The organism is Enterobacter sp. WPR_3_1 (assembly GCF_003635055.1).
Lineage (GTDB): Bacteria > Pseudomonadota > Gammaproteobacteria > Enterobacterales > Enterobacteriaceae > Enterobacter > Enterobacter ludwigii.
The window spans coordinates 23,717-41,954 of the sequence record NZ_RBXU01000011.1 but is presented as its reverse complement, the minus strand read 5'-3'; the positions used below and the strand labels follow the sequence as shown (position 1 = coordinate 41,954).

At 53.0% G+C, this 18,238-nt stretch carries 19 protein-coding genes and 2 tRNA genes; 13 read left to right on the top strand and 8 right to left on the bottom strand.

Annotation, left to right across the window (positions count from 1 at the left end):
• Positions 1-11 precede the first annotated feature (11 nt).
• Positions 12-458: a YccF domain-containing protein gene (locus tag BJ887_RS14320; RefSeq protein ID WP_121340030.1), complete on the bottom strand. Its 447-nt coding sequence runs from the start codon at positions 456-458 to the stop codon at positions 12-14.
• Between the two features lie 123 nt (positions 459-581).
• Here BJ887_RS14320 and helD point away from each other — a divergent pair, with 123 nt between their 5' ends.
• Positions 582-2,636 (top strand): DNA helicase IV, encoded by a 2,055-nt coding sequence (gene helD / locus BJ887_RS14315; RefSeq protein ID WP_047357173.1) that lies wholly within the window; start codon positions 582-584, stop codon positions 2,634-2,636.
• A 59-nt stretch (positions 2,637-2,695) separates the two neighbouring features.
• On the opposite strand, the gene mgsA is transcribed toward helD, so the two are convergent.
• Positions 2,696-3,154 (bottom strand): methylglyoxal synthase, encoded by a 459-nt coding sequence (mgsA, locus tag BJ887_RS14310; protein WP_020884788.1) that lies wholly within the window; start codon positions 3,152-3,154, stop codon positions 2,696-2,698.
• Between the two features lie 80 nt (positions 3,155-3,234).
• Entirely contained in the window at positions 3,235-3,897 is a 663-nt protein-coding gene (locus BJ887_RS14305; protein WP_047742551.1) for a DUF2057 family protein, read from the bottom strand.
• A gap of 172 nt (positions 3,898-4,069) precedes the next feature.
• Here BJ887_RS14305 and BJ887_RS14300 point away from each other — a divergent pair, with 172 nt between their 5' ends.
• A complete protein-coding gene (locus BJ887_RS14300; protein WP_025204532.1) occupies positions 4,070-4,486 on the top strand; it encodes a CoA-binding protein in 417 nt (138 codons plus the stop codon).
• 34 nt (positions 4,487-4,520) lie between these two features.
• Here BJ887_RS14300 and hspQ read toward each other — a convergent pair whose 3' ends face one another.
• Both hspQ and rlmI read right to left on the bottom strand, forming a co-directional pair.
• Positions 4,521-4,838, bottom strand: a complete 318-nt coding sequence (hspQ, locus tag BJ887_RS14295) for a heat shock protein HspQ (RefSeq protein WP_013097248.1) — start codon at positions 4,836-4,838, stop codon at positions 4,521-4,523.
• A 60-nt stretch (positions 4,839-4,898) separates the two neighbouring features.
• Positions 4,899-6,089 carry a 23S rRNA (cytosine(1962)-C(5))-methyltransferase RlmI gene (gene rlmI / locus BJ887_RS14290; protein WP_032677819.1) on the bottom strand — a complete coding sequence of 397 codons (1,191 nt, stop codon included), beginning with the start codon at positions 6,087-6,089 and terminating at the stop codon, positions 4,899-4,901.
• A 175-nt stretch (positions 6,090-6,264) separates the two neighbouring features.
• Between rlmI and BJ887_RS14285 the strand changes: the two genes are divergently transcribed.
• From BJ887_RS14285 to yccX, 3 genes are read left to right on the top strand one after another with little or no spacing between them, the layout of a single operon-like run.
• Entirely contained in the window at positions 6,265-6,822 is a 558-nt protein-coding gene (locus BJ887_RS14285; RefSeq protein WP_047742507.1) for a kinase inhibitor, read from the top strand.
• A 7-nt stretch (positions 6,823-6,829) separates the two neighbouring features.
• On the top strand, positions 6,830-7,621 hold the full coding sequence (locus tag BJ887_RS14280; RefSeq protein WP_047742509.1) for an AraC family transcriptional regulator: 792 nt from the start codon (positions 6,830-6,832) through the stop codon (positions 7,619-7,621).
• Between the two features lie 11 nt (positions 7,622-7,632).
• The gene (yccX, locus tag BJ887_RS14275) at positions 7,633-7,914 is read left to right on the top strand and encodes an acylphosphatase (protein ID WP_020884783.1); all 282 of its coding nucleotides are present in this window, start codon (positions 7,633-7,635) and stop codon (positions 7,912-7,914) included.
• Here yccX and tusE read toward each other — a convergent pair.
• The gene (gene tusE, locus BJ887_RS14270; protein WP_020884782.1) at positions 7,911-8,240 is read right to left on the bottom strand and encodes a sulfurtransferase TusE; all 330 of its coding nucleotides are present in this window, start codon (positions 8,238-8,240) and stop codon (positions 7,911-7,913) included. The two genes, yccX and tusE, sit on opposite strands and share 4 nt — an antisense overlap.
• 88 nt (positions 8,241-8,328) lie before the next feature.
• The gene (gene yccA, locus BJ887_RS14265; RefSeq protein ID WP_014169445.1) at positions 8,329-8,988 is read right to left on the bottom strand and encodes an FtsH protease modulator YccA; all 660 of its coding nucleotides are present in this window, start codon (positions 8,986-8,988) and stop codon (positions 8,329-8,331) included.
• Positions 8,989-9,257: 269 nt separating this feature from the next.
• Between yccA and BJ887_RS14255 the strand changes: the two genes are divergently transcribed.
• The 3 genes from BJ887_RS14255 to BJ887_RS14245 all read left to right on the top strand — a co-directional run bounded on the left by BJ887_RS14255 (position 9,258) and on the right by BJ887_RS14245 (position 11,339).
• A complete protein-coding gene (locus tag BJ887_RS14255) occupies positions 9,258-10,886 on the top strand; it encodes an ABC transporter substrate-binding protein (RefSeq protein ID WP_121340029.1) in 1,629 nt (542 codons plus the stop codon).
• A 144-nt stretch (positions 10,887-11,030) separates the two neighbouring features.
• Positions 11,031-11,118 (top strand) — tRNA-Ser (locus tag BJ887_RS14250).
• Positions 11,119-11,251: 133 nt separating this feature from the next.
• Positions 11,252-11,339, top strand: a tRNA-Ser gene (locus BJ887_RS14245).
• 109 nt (positions 11,340-11,448) lie between these two features.
• On the opposite strand, the gene BJ887_RS14240 is transcribed toward BJ887_RS14245, so the two are convergent.
• Entirely contained in the window at positions 11,449-11,700 is a 252-nt protein-coding gene (locus BJ887_RS14240; RefSeq protein ID WP_309487394.1) for a DUF4942 domain-containing protein, read from the bottom strand.
• Positions 11,701-12,428: 728 nt separating this feature from the next.
• Here BJ887_RS14240 and tssB point away from each other — a divergent pair.
• From tssB to BJ887_RS14215, 5 genes are read left to right on the top strand one after another with little or no spacing between them, the layout of a single operon-like run.
• Positions 12,429-12,929, top strand: coding sequence for a type VI secretion system contractile sheath small subunit (gene tssB, locus BJ887_RS14235; protein ID WP_121340028.1), 501 nt, complete (start codon positions 12,429-12,431; stop codon positions 12,927-12,929).
• A gap of 33 nt (positions 12,930-12,962) precedes the next feature.
• Positions 12,963-14,510 carry a type VI secretion system contractile sheath large subunit gene (gene tssC, locus BJ887_RS14230; RefSeq protein ID WP_121340027.1) on the top strand — a complete coding sequence of 516 codons (1,548 nt, stop codon included), beginning with the start codon at positions 12,963-12,965 and terminating at the stop codon, positions 14,508-14,510.
• A 13-nt stretch (positions 14,511-14,523) separates the two neighbouring features.
• A complete protein-coding gene (tssK, locus tag BJ887_RS14225) occupies positions 14,524-15,873 on the top strand; it encodes a type VI secretion system baseplate subunit TssK (RefSeq protein WP_050736591.1) in 1,350 nt (449 codons plus the stop codon).
• Positions 15,870-16,559: a type VI secretion system protein TssL, short form gene (gene tssL, locus BJ887_RS14220; RefSeq protein ID WP_121340026.1), complete on the top strand. Its 690-nt coding sequence runs from the start codon at positions 15,870-15,872 to the stop codon at positions 16,557-16,559. Before tssK ends, tssL begins: the two co-directional genes overlap by 4 nt.
• On the top strand, positions 16,559-18,238 hold the full coding sequence (locus BJ887_RS14215) for an OmpA family protein (RefSeq protein ID WP_121340025.1): 1,680 nt from the start codon (positions 16,559-16,561) through the stop codon (positions 18,236-18,238). Before tssL ends, BJ887_RS14215 begins: the two co-directional genes overlap by 1 nt.

The following is an 18,238-nucleotide window of genomic DNA, read 5'->3' as shown; positions in this document are numbered from 1 at the left end:
CCAGTCCTTATTTACTGAAAACGACGACGCGCGTTTGCTTCACGTGCCGCCTGTGCCACTTCTACCGAAACGACCCTGCGCCCGACTGGCCAAAGCGCGATGGCGGCAATCTTAAAGTTCGCGATCCCCACCGGAATACCAATAATGGATATGCACTGGGCAATACCGGCAAAGATATGCATCACACACAGCCACCAGCCGAAGAAAACCAGCCACAGAATATTGAGAACCGTGCCTCCCGTGTTCAGCAGTGCGTTTTTGCTTTCCGGGTTCAGTTCGTCAACGTGGACGGCTTCATTCCCGTACGGGATGAAAGAGAGTTTGGTGATTTCCCAGCAGGAGCGGGTCAGGGGGAGCGTAAAAATAAGGACGATGCTCACCAGCGTGGCAAAAAGCCAGGCAAGAGTGGTGGCAAAACCGCCTAACACAAAATTCAAAACATTCAGAACAGTACGCATAAACCCTCAGTTCCTTTCGATATGATTAACGCCCAGTGATTGTAACGTTTTTTTAGGCTGGAGCACCTTAAAACTGGCAGTTAAACTGTCAGGTAAATTATCTCTTCGTGGATTCGGCTGGACATGGAACTGAAAGCAACATCATTAGGCAAACGCCTGGCGCAACACCCCTACGACAGGGTTGTCCTCCTTAATGCCGGAGTGAAAGTCTCCGGAGAACGCCACGAATACCTCATTCCGTTTAATCAACTGCTGGCTATCCACTGTAAACGCGGGTTGGTCTGGGGCGAACTGGAGTTTGTCCTGCCTGACGATAAAGTCGTGCGCCTTCACGGTACCGAGTGGGCTGAGACCCAGCGCTTCCATCATCACCTGAATATGCTCTGGCAGCAGTGGAGCCAGGATATGAGCGTGATTGCCGCTCAGGTACTGCAGCAGGTACTGGATGATATTGCACAAAGTAACGAGCAACAAACGTGGCTCACCCGCCAGCAGACGGCCGGGTTGCAGCAAAAGATCAGGCAGGCGCTGGCGGCACTGCCGTTATCCGTGACGCGTCTTGACGAGTTCGACAATTGCCGTGACGCCTGGCGTCAGTGTCAGGCCTGGCTTGGCGATACAGACAAGAGCCGGCTGGCGCACAACCAGGCGTGGACAGATGCCATGCTGACCCGTTATGCCGACTTTTTCAGCACGGTTGAATCTTCACCGCTTAACCCTGCACAGGCGCGCGCTGTGGTTAACGGCGAGCAGTCCCTGCTGGTGCTGGCGGGTGCCGGAAGCGGCAAAACGTCGGTGCTGGTGGCCCGTGCGGGTTGGCTACTGACAACGGGTGAGGCTGTTGCCGACCAGATACTGTTGCTGGCGTTTGGCCGTAAGGCGGCCGAGGAGATGGACGAACGCATACAGGAACGCCTGCATACCCGGGATATTACCGCCAGAACCTTCCATGCCCTGGCGCTGCATATTATTCAGCAGGGCAGTAAAAAAGTGCCTGCCATCAGCAAGCTGGAAAACGACACGCAGGCGCGTCAGGCGCTGTTCATCAAGACGTGGCGTCAGCAGTGCAGTGAGAAAAAGGCGCAGGCTAAAGGGTGGCGTCAGTGGCTGGAAGAAGAACTCAACTGGGACGTACCGGAAGGCAATTTCTGGCAGGATGAAAAACTGGCTCGTCGCCTGGGCTCTCGCCTCGACCGCTGGGTTAGCCTGATGCGGATGCACGGCGGATCGCAAGCCGAGATGATTGAAAGCGCGCCGGAGACGATCCGCGCCCTGTTTTCGAAGCGGGTTAAGCTGATGGCCCCGATGCTGAAAGCCTGGAAAACCGCGCTGAAAGAGGAAAATGCCGTCGATTTCTCCGGTTTGATCCATCAGGCCATTATCATTCTTGAGAAGGGCCGTTTTGTCAGCCCGTGGAAGCATATCCTGGTGGATGAATTCCAGGATATCTCGCCGCAACGTGCCGCGCTGCTCTCGGCGTTAAGGGCGCAAAATAAACATACCTCGCTGTTTGCGGTGGGCGATGACTGGCAGGCTATCTATCGCTTCAGCGGGGCACAGCTCTCCCTGACGACTGCATTCCATCACTATTTTGGCGAAGGCGATCGCAGCGATCTGGATACCACCTACCGCTTCAATTCCCGGATTGGTGAAGTTGCCAACCGCTTTATCCAGCAGAACCCGCATCAGCTGGCAAAACCCCTAAATAGCCTCCGGGCCGGGGACAAAAAAGCCGTTACCCTGCTGGCGGACGATCAGCTGGAGCCGCTGCTGGACAAACTGAGCGGCTATGCGAAGCCGGATGAACGTATTCTGGTGCTGGCACGCTATCACCATCTTAAGCCTGCGGCGCTGGAAAAAGCCGCGACCCGCTGGCCGAAGCTGCAGCTCGATTTTATGACCATCCACGCCAGCAAAGGACAGCAGGCCGACTATGTGATAGTGATGGGGCTCAAAGAGGGGAGCGATGGTTTCCCTGCTCCGGCACGAGAGTCGGTAATGGAACAGGCGTTACTGCCGGTCCCGGAAGATTTTCCGGACGCCGAAGAGCGGCGTTTGCTGTACGTGGCGATGACCCGCGCGCGTCATCGCGTGTGGCTACTGTTCAACAAAGAGGAGCCGTCGGTGTTTGTCGATATTCTGAAGAGTATTGATGTGCCAGTGGCGAGGAAGCCTTAACGGGATAGCGGAGCGGTAATATTGCAGGCCCGGTAAGCGTGTCGCCACCGGGCAAAAAACTACTTCAGTCTTTCAGAAAGATAGCGCTGATAATCCGGGATCAGGATCTCAACCGGTGAGTTGAAGTGCGGGGATTCAATGATGAAATCTGCCGTCGACAGGTTCGTCGCCACCGGAATATTCCATACCGTTGCCAGACGCAGCAGGGCTTTGACATCCGGGTCGTGCGGAACCGCATTCAGCGGATCCCAGAAGAAAATCAGTACATCAATTTTCCCTTCAGAAATCTGAGCGCCGACCTGCTGGTCGCCGCCCATCGGGCCGCTCAGCATGGCATTGACCTCCAGACCCGTTTCGCGGTGGATCAGGTTACCGGTTGTCCCGGTCGCTGAGAGAGCATGCTTTTCCAGCAATGGCTGATGGCGGCGAACCCAGTTAAGCAGCATTTGTTTACAGTGATCGTGCGCAACCAGAGCAATGTGTTTGCGTTCCGGTAGCGTGCGTGTTGTCAGTTCCATAATCTTATCCATCAGGTTAACTGACTACACGATGACGGGAACCGCCTGACGCTGCAAGAGAAAGGCGAAAAAAATGTGGCTTATGATGAAGGTTGTTGCTTCACCCACTGTAAAAAACGGGCCCGGGTCTCAGGATCGGCCTGCTGGAACCAGAATTTAAGACGCTGTTCCGTTAACGTCTGGGACTGTGGTGGAATAACATCCAGCTCTGAGACACCGGACAGCAGCGTACTGTCGTCGGCCATCCTGGTGGCAAACTGTGGAAGGGAAGCGCGTTTGCCCGCCTTGTTATAGATTTCGGTCGCGGCCTCGTAATCGGTGCCTTTCGGGGACGAGGTTAACGCCAGAATATCGAGTTTTACCGGAATCGGCATTGAATCCCCGTCCAGCAGTTCAAGGCGCGGAGAGGCGTCAAAGGCCGCCGACTCTTTTTCGGTTTCAAGACGCGGGAGGGTAATGTTCACCTGACTGACTTGCTGGGTATTAAAACTGACAATCAGCGGCGCAGAGATATACATGCGTTGTTCATGATTAGCGAGGCCGATGGTTTTTTCTACCCGCAATACCAGCTGGTGTGGCCCATTATCAAGTTCGATGCTGTCCGCACCGCGCAACAAGGAACTGGACACTTTTTTTCCGTCCAGCACCAGCAGATCAATATCCGTTGAAAGCCGTAGCGTGGTCGCAAAGACGCAAACTGGCATCACTAACGCAATCACAGCAGTGGCAATGCCGGTTTTCATAGAGGGCTCCTGTTGAAATGACTCGGCCGCGGTAATGTATCCAAATATTTCGATAATCACGTTTACTAACATATAGACATATTCTGCCGTTTTGCCCTCATGCATCTGCATGGGATGCATGGTTGAGATGTGCGCTTTGACGTACACTCATAAAAAAGCCTGGAGGAAAACCATGAAAGAGAACGAAATTGCCGAGATTCTGACATCGACGCGCACGATTGCACTGGTAGGGGCAAGCGATAAACCGGATCGCCCAAGCTACCGGGTGATGAAGTACCTTCTCGATCAGGGCTATCACGTCATCCCTGTGTCGCCGAAAGTGGCCGGTAAAACCTTACTCGGTCAGCAGGGATACGCCACGCTGAACGAGGTACCTGAAAAAGTCGACATGGTGGATGTTTTCCGCAATTCCGAGGCGGCGTGGGGAGTGGCACAAGAGGCCATCGCCATCGGCGCGAAAACGCTGTGGATGCAGTTGGGTGTCATTAACGAGCAGGCGGCGGTGCTGGCGCGAGAAGCCGGTCTGACGGTGGTAATGGACCGATGTCCGGCGATTGAGATTCCCCGTCTGGGGCTGGCGAAGTCATAAAAAAAAGCCCGTTTATCGGGCTTTTTTTACACGCTTAGTTCCGCAGGCGCGGGGCCTGTAACTGTTTGCGGATAGTCTGAGCAAGTTCATCCATCGTGGGTTGCTCTGGATGCTCATCCTGCAGTTCGCTACTCAGCTGCGCTTCAGCAAGGTAGGTGTGAACGGGTTGTCCATCATCTCCCTCCATCACCACATGATACCAGGGCGCGGCGCGAAGCTCTGCGTTAACCGCCAGCTCATCCGCTGACGGTTCATCAAGGGAATACTCCGGGTCGATATCCACGACCACACCCAAATACCCTAGCAAAGTGTGGCGGACCTGCTGGCCGATACCGAATTTGCTGGCAATCATAGTCACCTCCCGGGAAACACTACTTACACGTTATGTGCGGGCAATATTTCTCTTTTCAAGTTACATGACGCGACAGGCAAACCCTTTCAGATACAGCCCTTCCGGGTAGGTAGCGATCACCGGGTGATCGGCTGCCTGACGGAACTGTTCTATAAATTGTACATCACGACCAGCATCTATTGCGGCATCAGCGATGATTTTCTGAAATAAATCTGTGGTCATCAGGCCGGAGCAGGAGAAGGTGAGAAGCACTCCACCCGGGTTCAGCAGCTGGATGGCCAGCATGTTGATATCCTTATAGCCGCGGCAGGCACCCATCAACTGACTTTTGTTCTCCACAAACTTCGGTGGATCCATCACGATGACGTCGAATTTCTCGCCCTGATCGCGATACTTACGCAGCAGCTTGAAGACGTCATCGCGAACAAACTCGGCTTTGCTCAGATCCAGCTTGTTCAACTCGACGTTTTGTTTCGCCACGTCCAGCGCTTCCTGAGAGGTATCAACGCTGACAACCTGGGCACAGCCGCCCATCAGCGCCGAGACGGCGAAACCGCCGGTATAGGAGAAGCAGTTCAGCACGCGTTTGTCGGCAACATACTGGCGAGTGGCCAGGCGGCTGTCACGCTGGTCCAGGTAGTAACCCGTTTTATGGCCGCCCTGGATATCCACCAACAGCTTCATACCGTGCTCTTCGATTGGTAACAGGGCAGGCGGCAGTTCACCGGTGACCGGACCTTGCGTCAGCTCCATGCCCTCTTTTTTGCGCACTGCCACATCGCTGCGGTCATAAATGGCGCATTCCGGGAAAACCGATTGCAACGCGCTGATCAGCGCGGCACGTTGATATTCAGCTCCTGCGCTTAACAGTTGCAGTACCAGAAAGTTACCGAAGCGGTCGATCGTCACGCCAGGCAGACCGTCGGACTCACCGGCAATAACACGGTAGCTGTCCAGACCGTCACGCTTTGCCAGCCACTCACGCCACTGCTGCGCCTGCTGTAAACGACGAACGAAGAAATCAATATCGATCGTTTCATCTTTATCAAAGGTCCAGACGCGAGCGCGGATTTGGGACGCTGGCGAATATGCGCCTCGCGCTAACCATTTCCCCTGATGGTCAACGATATCGATGGTCTCTCCGAGGCTGGCTTTGCCTTCCATACGGGCTACTGCACCGGAAAAGACCCAGGGATGGCGGCGCAATAATGACTTCTCGCGCCCTTTGGCTAACACTAAACGTACACTCATAATTTGCTATTCTGTCGATTCCAGGGAAATGGCGCGTAGAGTAGCACATTCAGCAAGTCGCAATCATCTGCGGATGCCTTTGAGCGTTTCGGCACAAAATCAAATCGCTTAGGCACAGTGCTGCACTGCAGTGGGCTTTACAGTAGGGTTTCCGGTACAGCAAAGGGAAACACAAATGAAAAAGCGCCGTGCGATAGCAGTAACCACCCTGGCGGTGGTCAGTTTTCATGTTTTAGCGGCATCGTCGTTCACCATCAGCAGTCAGGATCTGGCCAGTGAACGCCCGTTGTCGCAACAGCAGGTGTTTGATGGGTTTGGGTGCCACGGTGGGAATCACTCTCCACAACTGGCGTGGAAAAATCCGCCTGTCGGGACGAAAAGTTTTGCAGTCACGGTATTTGACCCTGATGCCCCTACCGGAAGTGGATGGTGGCACTGGACGGTGGTCAATATTCCCCTCCAGACGCTGACGCTTCCCGCCGATGCCGGAAACCAGAAGGGTGAGACATTACCGGCCGGGGTTGTGCAGGGGCGTAATGATTTCGGTTATTCTGGTTTCGGCGGCGCATGTCCGCCCAAAGGGGATAAGCCGCACCGTTATCAGTTTACCGTCTGGGCGCTGGATGTGGATAAATTGCCTGTCGACAGGAATGCCAGCGGCGCGCTGGTGGGTTTTATGCTTAACAGTCACGTCCTGGCAAAGGCCAGCTTAACCGTTACCTACAGCAGATAAGGATGGCATGGTGCAGGGAGTCCAGTTTCAACATAAACATTTGACGGCTGGTGAAGTGAGTGCCAGTAAAATGCATCACCTGCACCAGGTTAAACTCTTTCTTCCTGCCATTTGCCATATCACTCACGGCAGTAAAGTGATTGTTCAGGACGATAACCGCCTGGTGGCGACGAAAGCGTCGCTGATCATTATTCCCGCCAATACGCCGCTGGAGATCATAAATCAACCCGCGAATGGTCTCTTTCGCTCTGACTTATTGATGTTGTCACCGGAGCTTCTGGCGGAGTTTAAAACGCATTACCTGAAATCCTGGCCGCGCACAGAATTACATTCCCTCTGTGCTCCCCTGAGTGAGGGGCTGGCATTTATGTGGAGTAACCTGCTGCATGCCGTGCGTCAGGATTTACCGGAGGCGTTACAAAAGCATCAGGCTTTCGGCCTTTTGCTGGCATTGCTTCATGACGGCGTCGCAGGGCCGTTGCTTATAGCGCGTAATAGCCACCTGTCCGAGCAGGTGCGGCAGTTCATCATGCTGTCGCCCGCCAGGGCCTGGACTGCACAGGATGTTGCCAGCCGCCTGGCATTGAGCGTGCCGACGCTACGCAGACGGTTACGCGAAGAGTCGCAGAGTTTTCGCCAGATTGTTGAGGAGGTGAGGATGGCCGTTGCGCTGTCACACTTACAGTCAACCCGGTTACCTATTGGCGAAATCGCATTACAATGTGGTTATCTTTCCAGCTCTCGTTTTACTGCCCGTTTCCGGCAACATTATGGCTGTTTGCCGAAAACGCTACGTTAAGGAGTAGAAAAATGTCAAAAATCTGCACAATCGCCTGGGTACACGGCATGGTTCAGGGCGTCGGATTCCGTTACAGCACGCAGCGCGAAGCTATGCAGCTGGGGCTCACGGGATACGCGCGAAACCGGGATGATGGCAGCGTTGAGGTGGTTGCCTGTGGTGATGCGGAGCAGGTTGAAAAGCTGGTGGCGTGGCTGAAAGCAGGTGGGCCGCGCAGCGCGCGGGTTGATAAGGTTTTAACCGAACCCCATCAACCCGGCCGGGAATACGTTAACTTCGGTATTCGCTACTAAATGCATTTCACCGGTTTTGGCAGGCCGGCAATTTTGGTGGCCTGTTTTGCCGGGCCTTTCGGGAACAGGCGATACAGGTAACGGCTGTTGCCTTTCTCTTCACCGAATTTATTGGCCATTGCCTTGACCAGCATGCGGATCGCCGGGGAGGTGTTGAATTCGAGATAGAATTCGCGCACAAAACGCACCACTTCCCAGTGTTCCGGGGAGAGGGCGATACCTTCGTTTTCGGCGATTTTTTCCGCCAGCGGCTCGCTCCACTGGCTGCTCTCTTTCAGATAACCGTCGTTATCAGTTTCAATCTCTTTACCTTCAAAACTCAACATAGTCATTCACGCGTCAGTCAAAAACCGCAGCAGTGTACCAAAAAACAAAGCCCCGCATAAGCGGGGCTCTGGTTCACAGCATTGTTGATTAATCGCGGCTGGCGAAGCCCAGGATGCTCAACAGGCTGACAAAGATGTTGTACAGCGATACATACAGGCTCACGGTGGCGCGGATGTAGTTCGTCTCACCACCGTGAATGATGTTGCTGGTTTCATACAGGATTGCGCCAGATGAAATCAGAATAAACACGGCGCTGATCGCCAGGTGCAGGGCAGGCAGCTGCAGGAAGATGTTTGCCACCATACCTACCAGCACCACCACGATACCTGCCATCAGCATACCGCCGAGGAAGGACATGTCCTTACGGGTGGTCAGCACGTAGGCCGAACAGCAGAAGAACACCAGCGCGGTACCGCCCAGCGCCATGCCAATCACGTCGCCCATACCGGCGGACAGATAGGCGTTAAGGATGGGCCCCAGGATATAGCCCAGGAAACCCGTAAAGGCGAACGCGGACAGAATACCCACCGGTTTATCAGCAGTTTTGTAGGTCAGGAACATTAGACCATACATCCCCACCAGCGTCAGGATCAGACCCGGTGACGGCAGCATCAGCACGGTGCTGGCCGTTGCGGTCATCGCCGAGAATGCCAACGTCAGGCTGAGCATGAAATAGGTATTGCGCAGCACCTTGTGGGTACTGAGTAGCGATGTGCGGTCGCGTGAAGAAGTAATTATACGATCCATGAGTCACTCTCTTATGACAGATGTAATTAGCGGAAAGAATAGGAAACGGCGCGCCAGTCTCAAAGTGGTTTTACCCATCTTTACTCAGGACGTTAGCGTTACTGCTGGTTGTTTATTCTTCAGAAAACCTTTTCAGCAGAATGAACAACGCTTTGCTTCATTTATTCAGATCAAGCTCTTATAGGTTACTGAAAAATATTGCGTTATTACACTTTGAGCGCTAAGTGTTATTTCCGGATCGTCAAAAAACAGACAATAAGGCGAAGGAAATGAAACCACAAGCACGCACGCGCTTTACACTCTCTTTGTTAACGGCAGGGATCCTGTGCGCCAGCACGGCGACCTGGGCGGCTAACGTGCCAGCAGGAACACAGCTGGCCGATAAACAGGAACTGGTCAGAAACAACGGTAATGAACCGGCCTCACTTGACCCGCATAAAGTCGAAAGCGATGTCGAATTCAATATTATCAGCGATATCTTCGAAGGGCTGGTTAGCGTTTCTCCAACTGGTGAAATACAGCCACGGCTGGCAGAAAAATGGGAGAACAAAGACAACACCGTCTGGACTTTTCATCTGCGTCCAGGCATCACATGGAGTGACGGCACCGCGATTACCGCGCAGGATGTGGTCTGGAGCTGGCAGCGTCTGACAGACCCCAAAACCGCCTCGCCGTATGCCAGCTATCCGGGCAACATGCATATTGTTAACGCCGCTGATATCGCTCAGGGGAAAAAAGCACCGGATACGCTGGGTGTAAAAGCCATTAACGATACCACGCTTGAGGTCACGCTGACTCAACCTAATGCCGCATTCCTTGCCATGCTGGCCCACCCGTCGCTGGTGCCGGTGGATAAGGTGCTCATTGGTCGGTTTGGTGATAAGTGGACCAAACCGGAGCATATCGTCACCAGCGGAGCGTATAAACTGTCGCAGTGGGTGGTTAACGAGCGCATCGTGGCGGAGCGTAACCCGCGCTACTGGGATAACGAACATACCGTTATCAATAAGGTGACCTATCTTCCGATCACATCCGAGGCCTCGGATGTAAACCGTTTTAAAGCAGGTGAAATCGATATTGTTTATACGGTGCCGATCAACCAGTTTGCCCAGCTCAAGAAAACCCTGGGTAGCCAGCTGGATGTCTCCCCGCAGCTTGCCACCTATTACTATGAATTCAACACCACCCGGCCGCCGTTCAACGACGCGCGTGTACGTAAGGCGCTGAACATGGCGCTGGATAAAGAGATCATTGCCGGGAAAGTATTAGGGCAGGGGCAGCGTCCGGCGTGGCTTATCAGCCAGCCAGATATTGGCGGTCTGACGCTCCAGAACCCGGACTATGCCAGCTGGCCGATGGATAAACGAATCGAAGAAGCGAAAAAGCTGCTGGCCGAAGCCGGCTTTAACGCCAGCCATCCGCTGCGTTTTAACCTGCTCTATAACACCTCTGAATCGCACCAGCGCATCGCGATTGCCGCCAGCTCGATGTGGAAGAAAAACCTCGGGGTGGAGGCGAAGCTGCAAAATCAGGAGTGGAAAACGATGCTCGATACGATGCATACCCATGACTTTGACGCAGTGCGCTACGCCTGGATTGCCGATTACGACGATGCTGCCACTTTCCTGAACAACTTCCGTACCGGTGACAGCGAAAACACCAGCCAGTACAGCAATCCGGAGTATGACCAGGCGCTGGTGAACGCCGCGAAAGCCAAAACACCGGCAGAGCGCGGTAAGTTCTATCAGCAGGCGGAAGATTTGCTGGCGCGTGATGTGCCTGCCATTTCGGTTTATCACTATGTCCGCACGCACCTGGTCAAACCGTGGGTGGGAGGATTCACGCCGGACAAGCTGGGGTACTATTTCACCAGGGACATGTATATCAAAAAACACTGAGTATGAACGCTGAATTTTGTGCTGATAAAATGGCCGATACGTTGTCTATTCAACCGATTAAACGCGTTTTGGCTATTTTTAAAGCGAACGAATGCGGTCACTCTTTACAGCATGCGGAGAGGTGTTTATAGTTCGCCTCACTTAGGAAGTGTGGCCGAGCGGTTGAAGGCACCGGTCTTGAAAACCGGCGACCCGAAAGGGTTCCAGAGTTCGAATCTCTGCGCTTCCGCCAGACATAAAAGCCCTGCGATAGTCATATCGCGGGGCTTTTTGCTTTTAAGGGACATGGACAGCACCCGCAGAAAAAAATAGAAAAATTCCTGCTTTACAAGGCGCTAATAGATGTTTATAGTGCGCCTCACTTTGGAAGCGTGGCCGAGCGGTTGAAGGCACCGGTCTTGAAAACCGGCGACCCGAAAGGGTTCTAGAGTTCGAATCTCTACGCTTCCGCCAAATTTGAAACCCAGGTCGTTATGCGACCTGGGTTTTTTGTTTTTGTCGGTTTTCAGTATGCCATTGCCGTCTGGCTTGTGTCGGTGGGGCTAAGAATCCATTGGACGGATTAGTAACCGGCATCTGTTACATCTTGCTCCTGGTGTTCCAGGATAATGCCAGCGATGATGTCATTGGGGTTATCCACCCGCTCTGGTCGTTTAATGACGTGAGTCGTTCCCTTCTCAAAATAGTTAATAGCAAACATCTCATCTTCATCACGATTGCAATGCCTGTTTTCATCAGTGAGAGCATTCAGTCGTCTGGTTACATTTTCATGGTTATCGGATGTAGCCACGCGATCTAAGGGAATCAGCTTCACAGGTACGCCCTTATGCATATAACTTACGGAACGATCGACACCCTTCCGAATTTTTTCAAGCTACACAGCAAAGGTTGTTGTTCAGGGTCGTACCCACTCCTCGAACGATACCTGAGATGTACATATCACGAGTACTGGGGCGAGACATGCAAAAATCCCCTGTGATATTTTTTTTTCTGATGAAAATAATAAGACCCATTTAAATAAATAATAAAAATGGTGAAGGCCAGTAAATGTCGCCAATTTTTCACACAGGCAGGCACGTTCTGCCTTTCATTTTTTGATAAAAGTACAAAATCAGATATTTCATGTGATTGATGAGATTTTATACAAAGTTGTCCCTAAATTAAATTGATCACTTACTGTACACCCTTATTTCATAAGGGTTAAAGGGGTATGCAAGAAAATTCTTATAAATCAGAAAGATGATCTTTGGCTGTCAGGATTTCTATTGGAAACATTTTGTTACATTTTTTGATTTCCGATCGGGTGGGGAACGTTCCTACACTCCGGCCATTGGGTCTTATCCGAAATTTTTTCATTTCAGACAAATACTCAAAAATACAATGTCGATATGCTGGTGAATGGAATGTGCCCGCTTTTAATTCCGGGGTTTTGATTTTCGTCCGATGACGTGAGCCTGGAAGTTGTTCTGGCTGGGTTTGCCTTTCTTATTAATTTCTCACTGGCATTGACCGTTTTTATAACTCCATAAAACAGGGATAGCCATGTCTAACTCTTCTTTTCAGTCCGAAATACCCAAGGCACGTATTAATTTAAAGCTTGATTTGCATACGGGCGGAGCGAGCAAGAAAACTGAGCTCCCCCTGAAATTACTGGTGGCGGGAGACTTCAGTAATGGTCAGGAGACTGCACCACTATCGGAGCGCAAAAAAGTTAATCTGAATAAAAACAACTTTGACTCTGTACTTTCCGAATATTCCCCAATCGTAAATATTACCGTTAAAAACACGCTTGCTGGTGATGGCAGTGAAGACAACATCAATCTGACATTCCAGAGTATTAATGATTTCTCTCCGGAGCAGGTTTCGCGGCAAATACCTCAGCTGAAGGCCATGCTCTCCATGCGCAATTTGCTTCGCGATTTAAAAGCAAACCTGCTTGATAACCAGGCTTTCCGAAAAGAGCTGGAAAAAATTCTTCTCGACCCTGCATTAAGTACAGAACTCAGAGCCGAACTCTCAGCCCTGGCTCCGAAACAGCCATAACGGCCATATGCTTTTAACGGATTAATAAGGAATATGTTGATGTCTGTAAAAAATGAGAATGCCGCGGGTAACGAGAGTGTAGTGCTTGAACGTCCTGCAGCAGGCGGGGTATATGCGTCCCTGTTTGAAAAAATCAATCTTAACCCTGTCTCTGAGCTAAGTGCGCTTGATATCTGGCAGGATGTACAGGCGATGTCGGATGCAACAGCAGACGAACGTTTAACTGCCGGCATGAAGGTGTTCCTGGAATGTCTGACAAAAGCGGGCTCAAAAGTTGAGAAACTCGACAAAAACCTGATTGACCACCATATCGCGGAACTGGATTACCAGATCAGCCGTCAGCTTGATGCTGTTATGCATCATGAAGACTTTCAGGCGGTAGAAAGTCTGTGGCGCGGTGTGAAATCTCTTGTCGACAAAACCGATTTTCGCCAGAACGTGAAAGTTGAACTCCTGGATATGTCTAAAGAAGACCTGCGTCAGGACTTTGAAGACTGCCCGGAAATCGTCCAAAGTGGGCTGTATAAACATACATATATTGATGAGTATGATACCCCGGGTGGAGAGCCGATTGCTGCGCTGATTTCCGCTTACGAATTTGATGCGTCTGCGCAGGATGTAGCCCTGCTGCGCAACATCTCTAAAGTGTCTGCGGCTGCACATATGCCGTTTATCGGTTCTGCCGGCCCGAAATTCTTCCTGAAAGACAATATGGAGGACGTGGCGGCCATTAAAGATATCGGTAATTACTTTGACCGCGCTGAGTACATCAAGTGGAAATCCTTCCGCGAGACGGATGATTCCCGCTATATCGGTCTGGTCATGCCGCGTGTACTGGGGCGCCTGCCTTATGGTCCGGATACCGTACCTGTGCGTAGCTTCAACTACGTCGAAGAAGTGAAAGGTCCGGATCATGACAAATACCTGTGGACCAACGCTTCGTTTGCCTTTGCATCCAACATGGTACGCAGCTTCATTAACAACGGCTGGTGTGTACAAATTCGTGGCCCACAAGCTGGTGGTGCCGTTCAGGACCTGCCTATCCATCTGTATGACCTCGGTACCGGCAACCAGGTGAAGATCCCGTCCGAAGTGATGATCCCGGAAACCCGTGAGTTTGAGTTCGCGAATCTGGGCTTCATTCCACTTTCCTACTACAAGAATCGCGATTACAGCTGTTTCTTCTCGGCGAACTCCACGCAGAAGCCGGCCACGTATGACACCGCTGATGCTACTGCCAACAGCCGCATCAACGCCCGTCTGCCTTACATCTTCCTGCTGTCGCGTATCGCGCACTACCTGAAGCTCATTCAGCGCGAAAACATCGGCACCACTAAGGATCGTCGTCTTCTGGAGCTGGAGCTGAACACCTGGGTTCGCGGTCTGGTGACGGAAATGACCGATCCCGGCGATGAGCTGCAGGCGTCCCACCCACTGCGCGATGCGAAAGTGGTGGTGGAAGATATCGAAGATAACCCGGGCTTCTTCCGCGTGAAGCTGTACGCCGTGCCGCACTTCCAGGTAGAAGGGATGGACGTCAATCTGTCACTGGTATCCCAGATGCCGAAAGCCAAAGCATAGGGCAGGAGCAGGGATGAAAATATATCGTCCACTGTGGAACGAGGGGGCTTTACTGTCCCCTCAACAGTTCCAGCAGCAGGCTGAATGGGAGTCTTTTCGCGGTGCCGGTGCATCAGCGCTAGCATCCCCATTCCCCTGGGGGGTAGAAAAGATTGAGTTTAATGACAGCCTTCTTTCGTCTGGTCTGATCCAGATTACGCAGCTACGCCTCTGGCTGGACGATGGATCGCTGATTGATGCTCAAAGGAGCGATCTGCCTCCACGTCCACGGGAGTTAGATGCCAGCCAGCTGGCAGGTCTCGATTCCGTAACCGTTGTCATCGCACTGCCTCACATGCAGCCGGGTATTGCCAACGTAGAACAGGAAGGTGTTACCGCAGACCGCCCGCTCCGCTATCGCGAGGAATGGGTGACGTTGCAGGATGCCTTCGGGTCCGAAGAAGAATCCATAGCCGTTGCCCGGTATAATTTCACCATCCGGTTTGCCCATGAAAGCAATGATTCCTGGAAAGTGTGCCCGGTGGCCAGACTGATCCGTGATGGACAAAATGCATGGCGACTGGATCCGTCCTTTATTCCGCCCGTTGCGTCTTTTGCGGCAAGCCCTGTCCTTCGCGAACGTCTGGTGCTACTCAATCGTCAGTTACGCTCCCGGCGCCAGCGTCTGATGACGATGCGTCGTGAAAGCAACGAAAGGCTCGCCGATTTTGCCGTCGCCGATGTTTCCCTTTTCTGGTTGCTGAATGCACTGAATTCTCACGCCAGAGTGCTGACAGAATACGAACGTTTTCCTTCCCGGCCACCTGAACAGGTGTGGGCGGAGCTTGCACGTCTGGCAGGCAGTATGCTGACCTTTTCCCTGAACCATGATCTTGACGCCATTCCGGGTTATGACCACGAGGAACCGGCCAATGCGTTTCCTCCGCTGTTTGACCTGATCACGGGTTTGCTGGAGGCCAGTCTGCCATCCCGGGTCATTGCCCTGGAAATGTCACGCCCGGACGGACAGACATGGAAAGCCAACCTCCACGATATCCGCCTGCGTGAAGAGGCCGACCTCTGGCTCTCTGTGCGCTCCGATATCCCTGCCTGGCAGGTCGCCGAGAAATTCCCTGCACTCTGTCAGGCAGGTTCACCTGATGATGTCAGCGAGATCTATGGCGCGGCACTTAAGGGTATCCCGTTGATCCCGGTGAGCAGGGTCCCGGCAGCGTTGCCTGTACGTATGGAAAACCAGTACTTCGCACTCGATATGGAAAGCCCCGCTGCGCATGAAATGCAGGAGCAGGGTGTGTGCATGTTCTATGTGCCTGAGTTGCTTGGTGCTCTTGAACTTGAACTGTTCGCGGTATTGCGCTCATGAGACAGGATATCGACATCGACCAGCTGATGACGGAGACCTGGCTCACCGTCACTATGCTTAAAAAAGGTGCCGTTACGCTTAATGGCACTGCGCTTTACAACAAATGCGTTAAACAGGTTGAAAGTGTGCGGGAAGCGCTGGAGCGTGCCGGGTATGACGAAGCCAGTGTGGAGCATATTTCCTACGCACAATGTGCCTTGCTGGACGAAACGGTGATGAGCCGTAAGTCTGAAAAAGGCGAGGAAGGAGAGGAGCCGAAAGTTGATGAAGGCCAGGTGGCCTGGCGTAAAGCGCCGCTTCAGGCCCGTTTTTTTGGCTCATTCCGGGCAGGCGAAGCGTTGTGGGATCGGATTGCAGAGGTTCTGCGTCAGCCCTCACCTAATCCGGCCGTTTTAACCTGCTATCACCGGGTGATAGCGCTGGGTTTTCAGGGGTTATACAGCCTGAAAGCGGTCAGCCAGTCGGAGCGTGATGAGGTAGTGAAAGCCCTTTCTGAACGGGTTTCTCCGCCTGATGCAGACCTGTCTCTGGTTGTTCATCGGATGGGGAAACATCGCTGGAGTCTGATGCGCTCAGTCTGGTTCTGGATAGCGCTCGCCGTCATTCTTACCGGCGTTATCTGGTGGGGTGGTCACCTCTGGCTCCAGTCACTGTTGTCGGCACAAATACCGGAGCTGCATGGCTAATGCGTAGAACAGTCATCATTCCGGTCGTCCTCCACGCCCTGGTAGCCGTTGCCACGTTGCTGTGGTTGCTGTGGTATTTCATCCCGACAGGCACCGTTTTTAAAGGCCTGGCCACTCTGCTGATCCTCCTTCTGGCAGGCTGGACTGTTTTTAAAAACTGTCTGAGTGAAGAGCACACATCTGACGTTACCCTCCCGGCTGCTGAACTGCCATTACTCGACACCCAGAGCCCCGTTGTACTGGTGTGTGGTGACATGCTGGAAGCGTTGTTCCAGGGAGGCCCTCTGCGTAAAACAGCCCAGGGATGGTGGCTTCGGGCCGGTGACGTCAGCCGGTTAACTGACGTTGTCCGCAGCATACAGAAACAATTCCCTCGGCAGGTTGGTCAGCTTTCGGTGATGTATCGCTGCCTGCCAGATGAACATCAGGATGAAGCGGTACTGCGCTCCACACTGAAAACGCTCCGCCAGCAGTGTAAACAAATTAAATCCCTGACGGGTTTCACACTGCCGGTGGTGGTGAATGCCGAATTTTCCGGGCCCGAAACGCCGTGGATCATCGTTCGCGGTGACAAGCCGATAGTCTGTCCGGTTAATGATTCGCCTCAGGCGTTTATTGACTGGCAGCAGGCGGAAGACAATATCCTGCTACTGCCAACTGTCAGCCAGGCATTTTCCTTTATCCGTAATACGCTGACTGATGAGCTGGAGAAACCGGACCGGCTAACGCCGCCTGTACGTGTTTTTTCCGTGGCCATGCGCCTCGGCGTGGTCAATCCTGAGGCTCAGTCAGTCTGGTCCACCTGGCTTTGTGCCCGGACCTGCTTGCAGTTTTCCCTCCAGTCCGGTCAGTCAGTTCTGGCAACCCTTTTCCCGGATGCCGTTCTGCCACTTCTGGCACCTTTTGCATCAACCGTTCAGGGGGGGCAGCGTACCCGCCGCCTGGTGCTGCTGATGTGGCTGTGCGCGCTGACCGCATTGGGTATTTCCGCGCTCAATAATCGTGACCTCATCCGTCAGGTGAGTGCCGATTTACAGCGCTGGAACGCGATCCCGATGAATCACTACCGTCCTAAAGCGGACTCGCTGGCTGCTCTGAAACAGGATGCACTCCTGCTTGAACGCTGGCAACGGCAGGGAGAGCCTTTACGTTACAGCCTGGGCTATTACCCGGGACAACGCCTGTGGCTGGCCTTGCAGCAGGCCATAGATACCTGGACACCTCCACCTGCCCCTGAACCAAAACCGGTCCCGAAAATAGTTCGTCTCGATAGCATGTCGCTTTTCGATTCCGGCAAATCAGCGCTCAAAGAGGGGTCAACCAAAATACTCGTCAACGCGCTGGTGGGGATCAAAGCCAAACCGGGCTGGCTGATCGTGGTCAGCGGCCACACAGACAATACCGGTAGCATACAGCTCAATCAGACCTTGTCTTTACAACGCGCTGAAGCCGTCCGTAACTGGATGCGTGATACCGGGGACGTCCCGGAGAGTTGCTTTGCCGTTCAGGGCTACGGCAACAGCCGACCGATTGCTTCAAACGATACGCCTGATGGCCGTGCGCATAACCGGCGTGTCGAGATCAGTCTGGTACCGCAGGCTGACGCCTGTCGTCTGCCAGGCTCAAAACATGCGTCACAGGATGTACGTGACGTTTCAACTCAAGAAATGGAGAAGTAA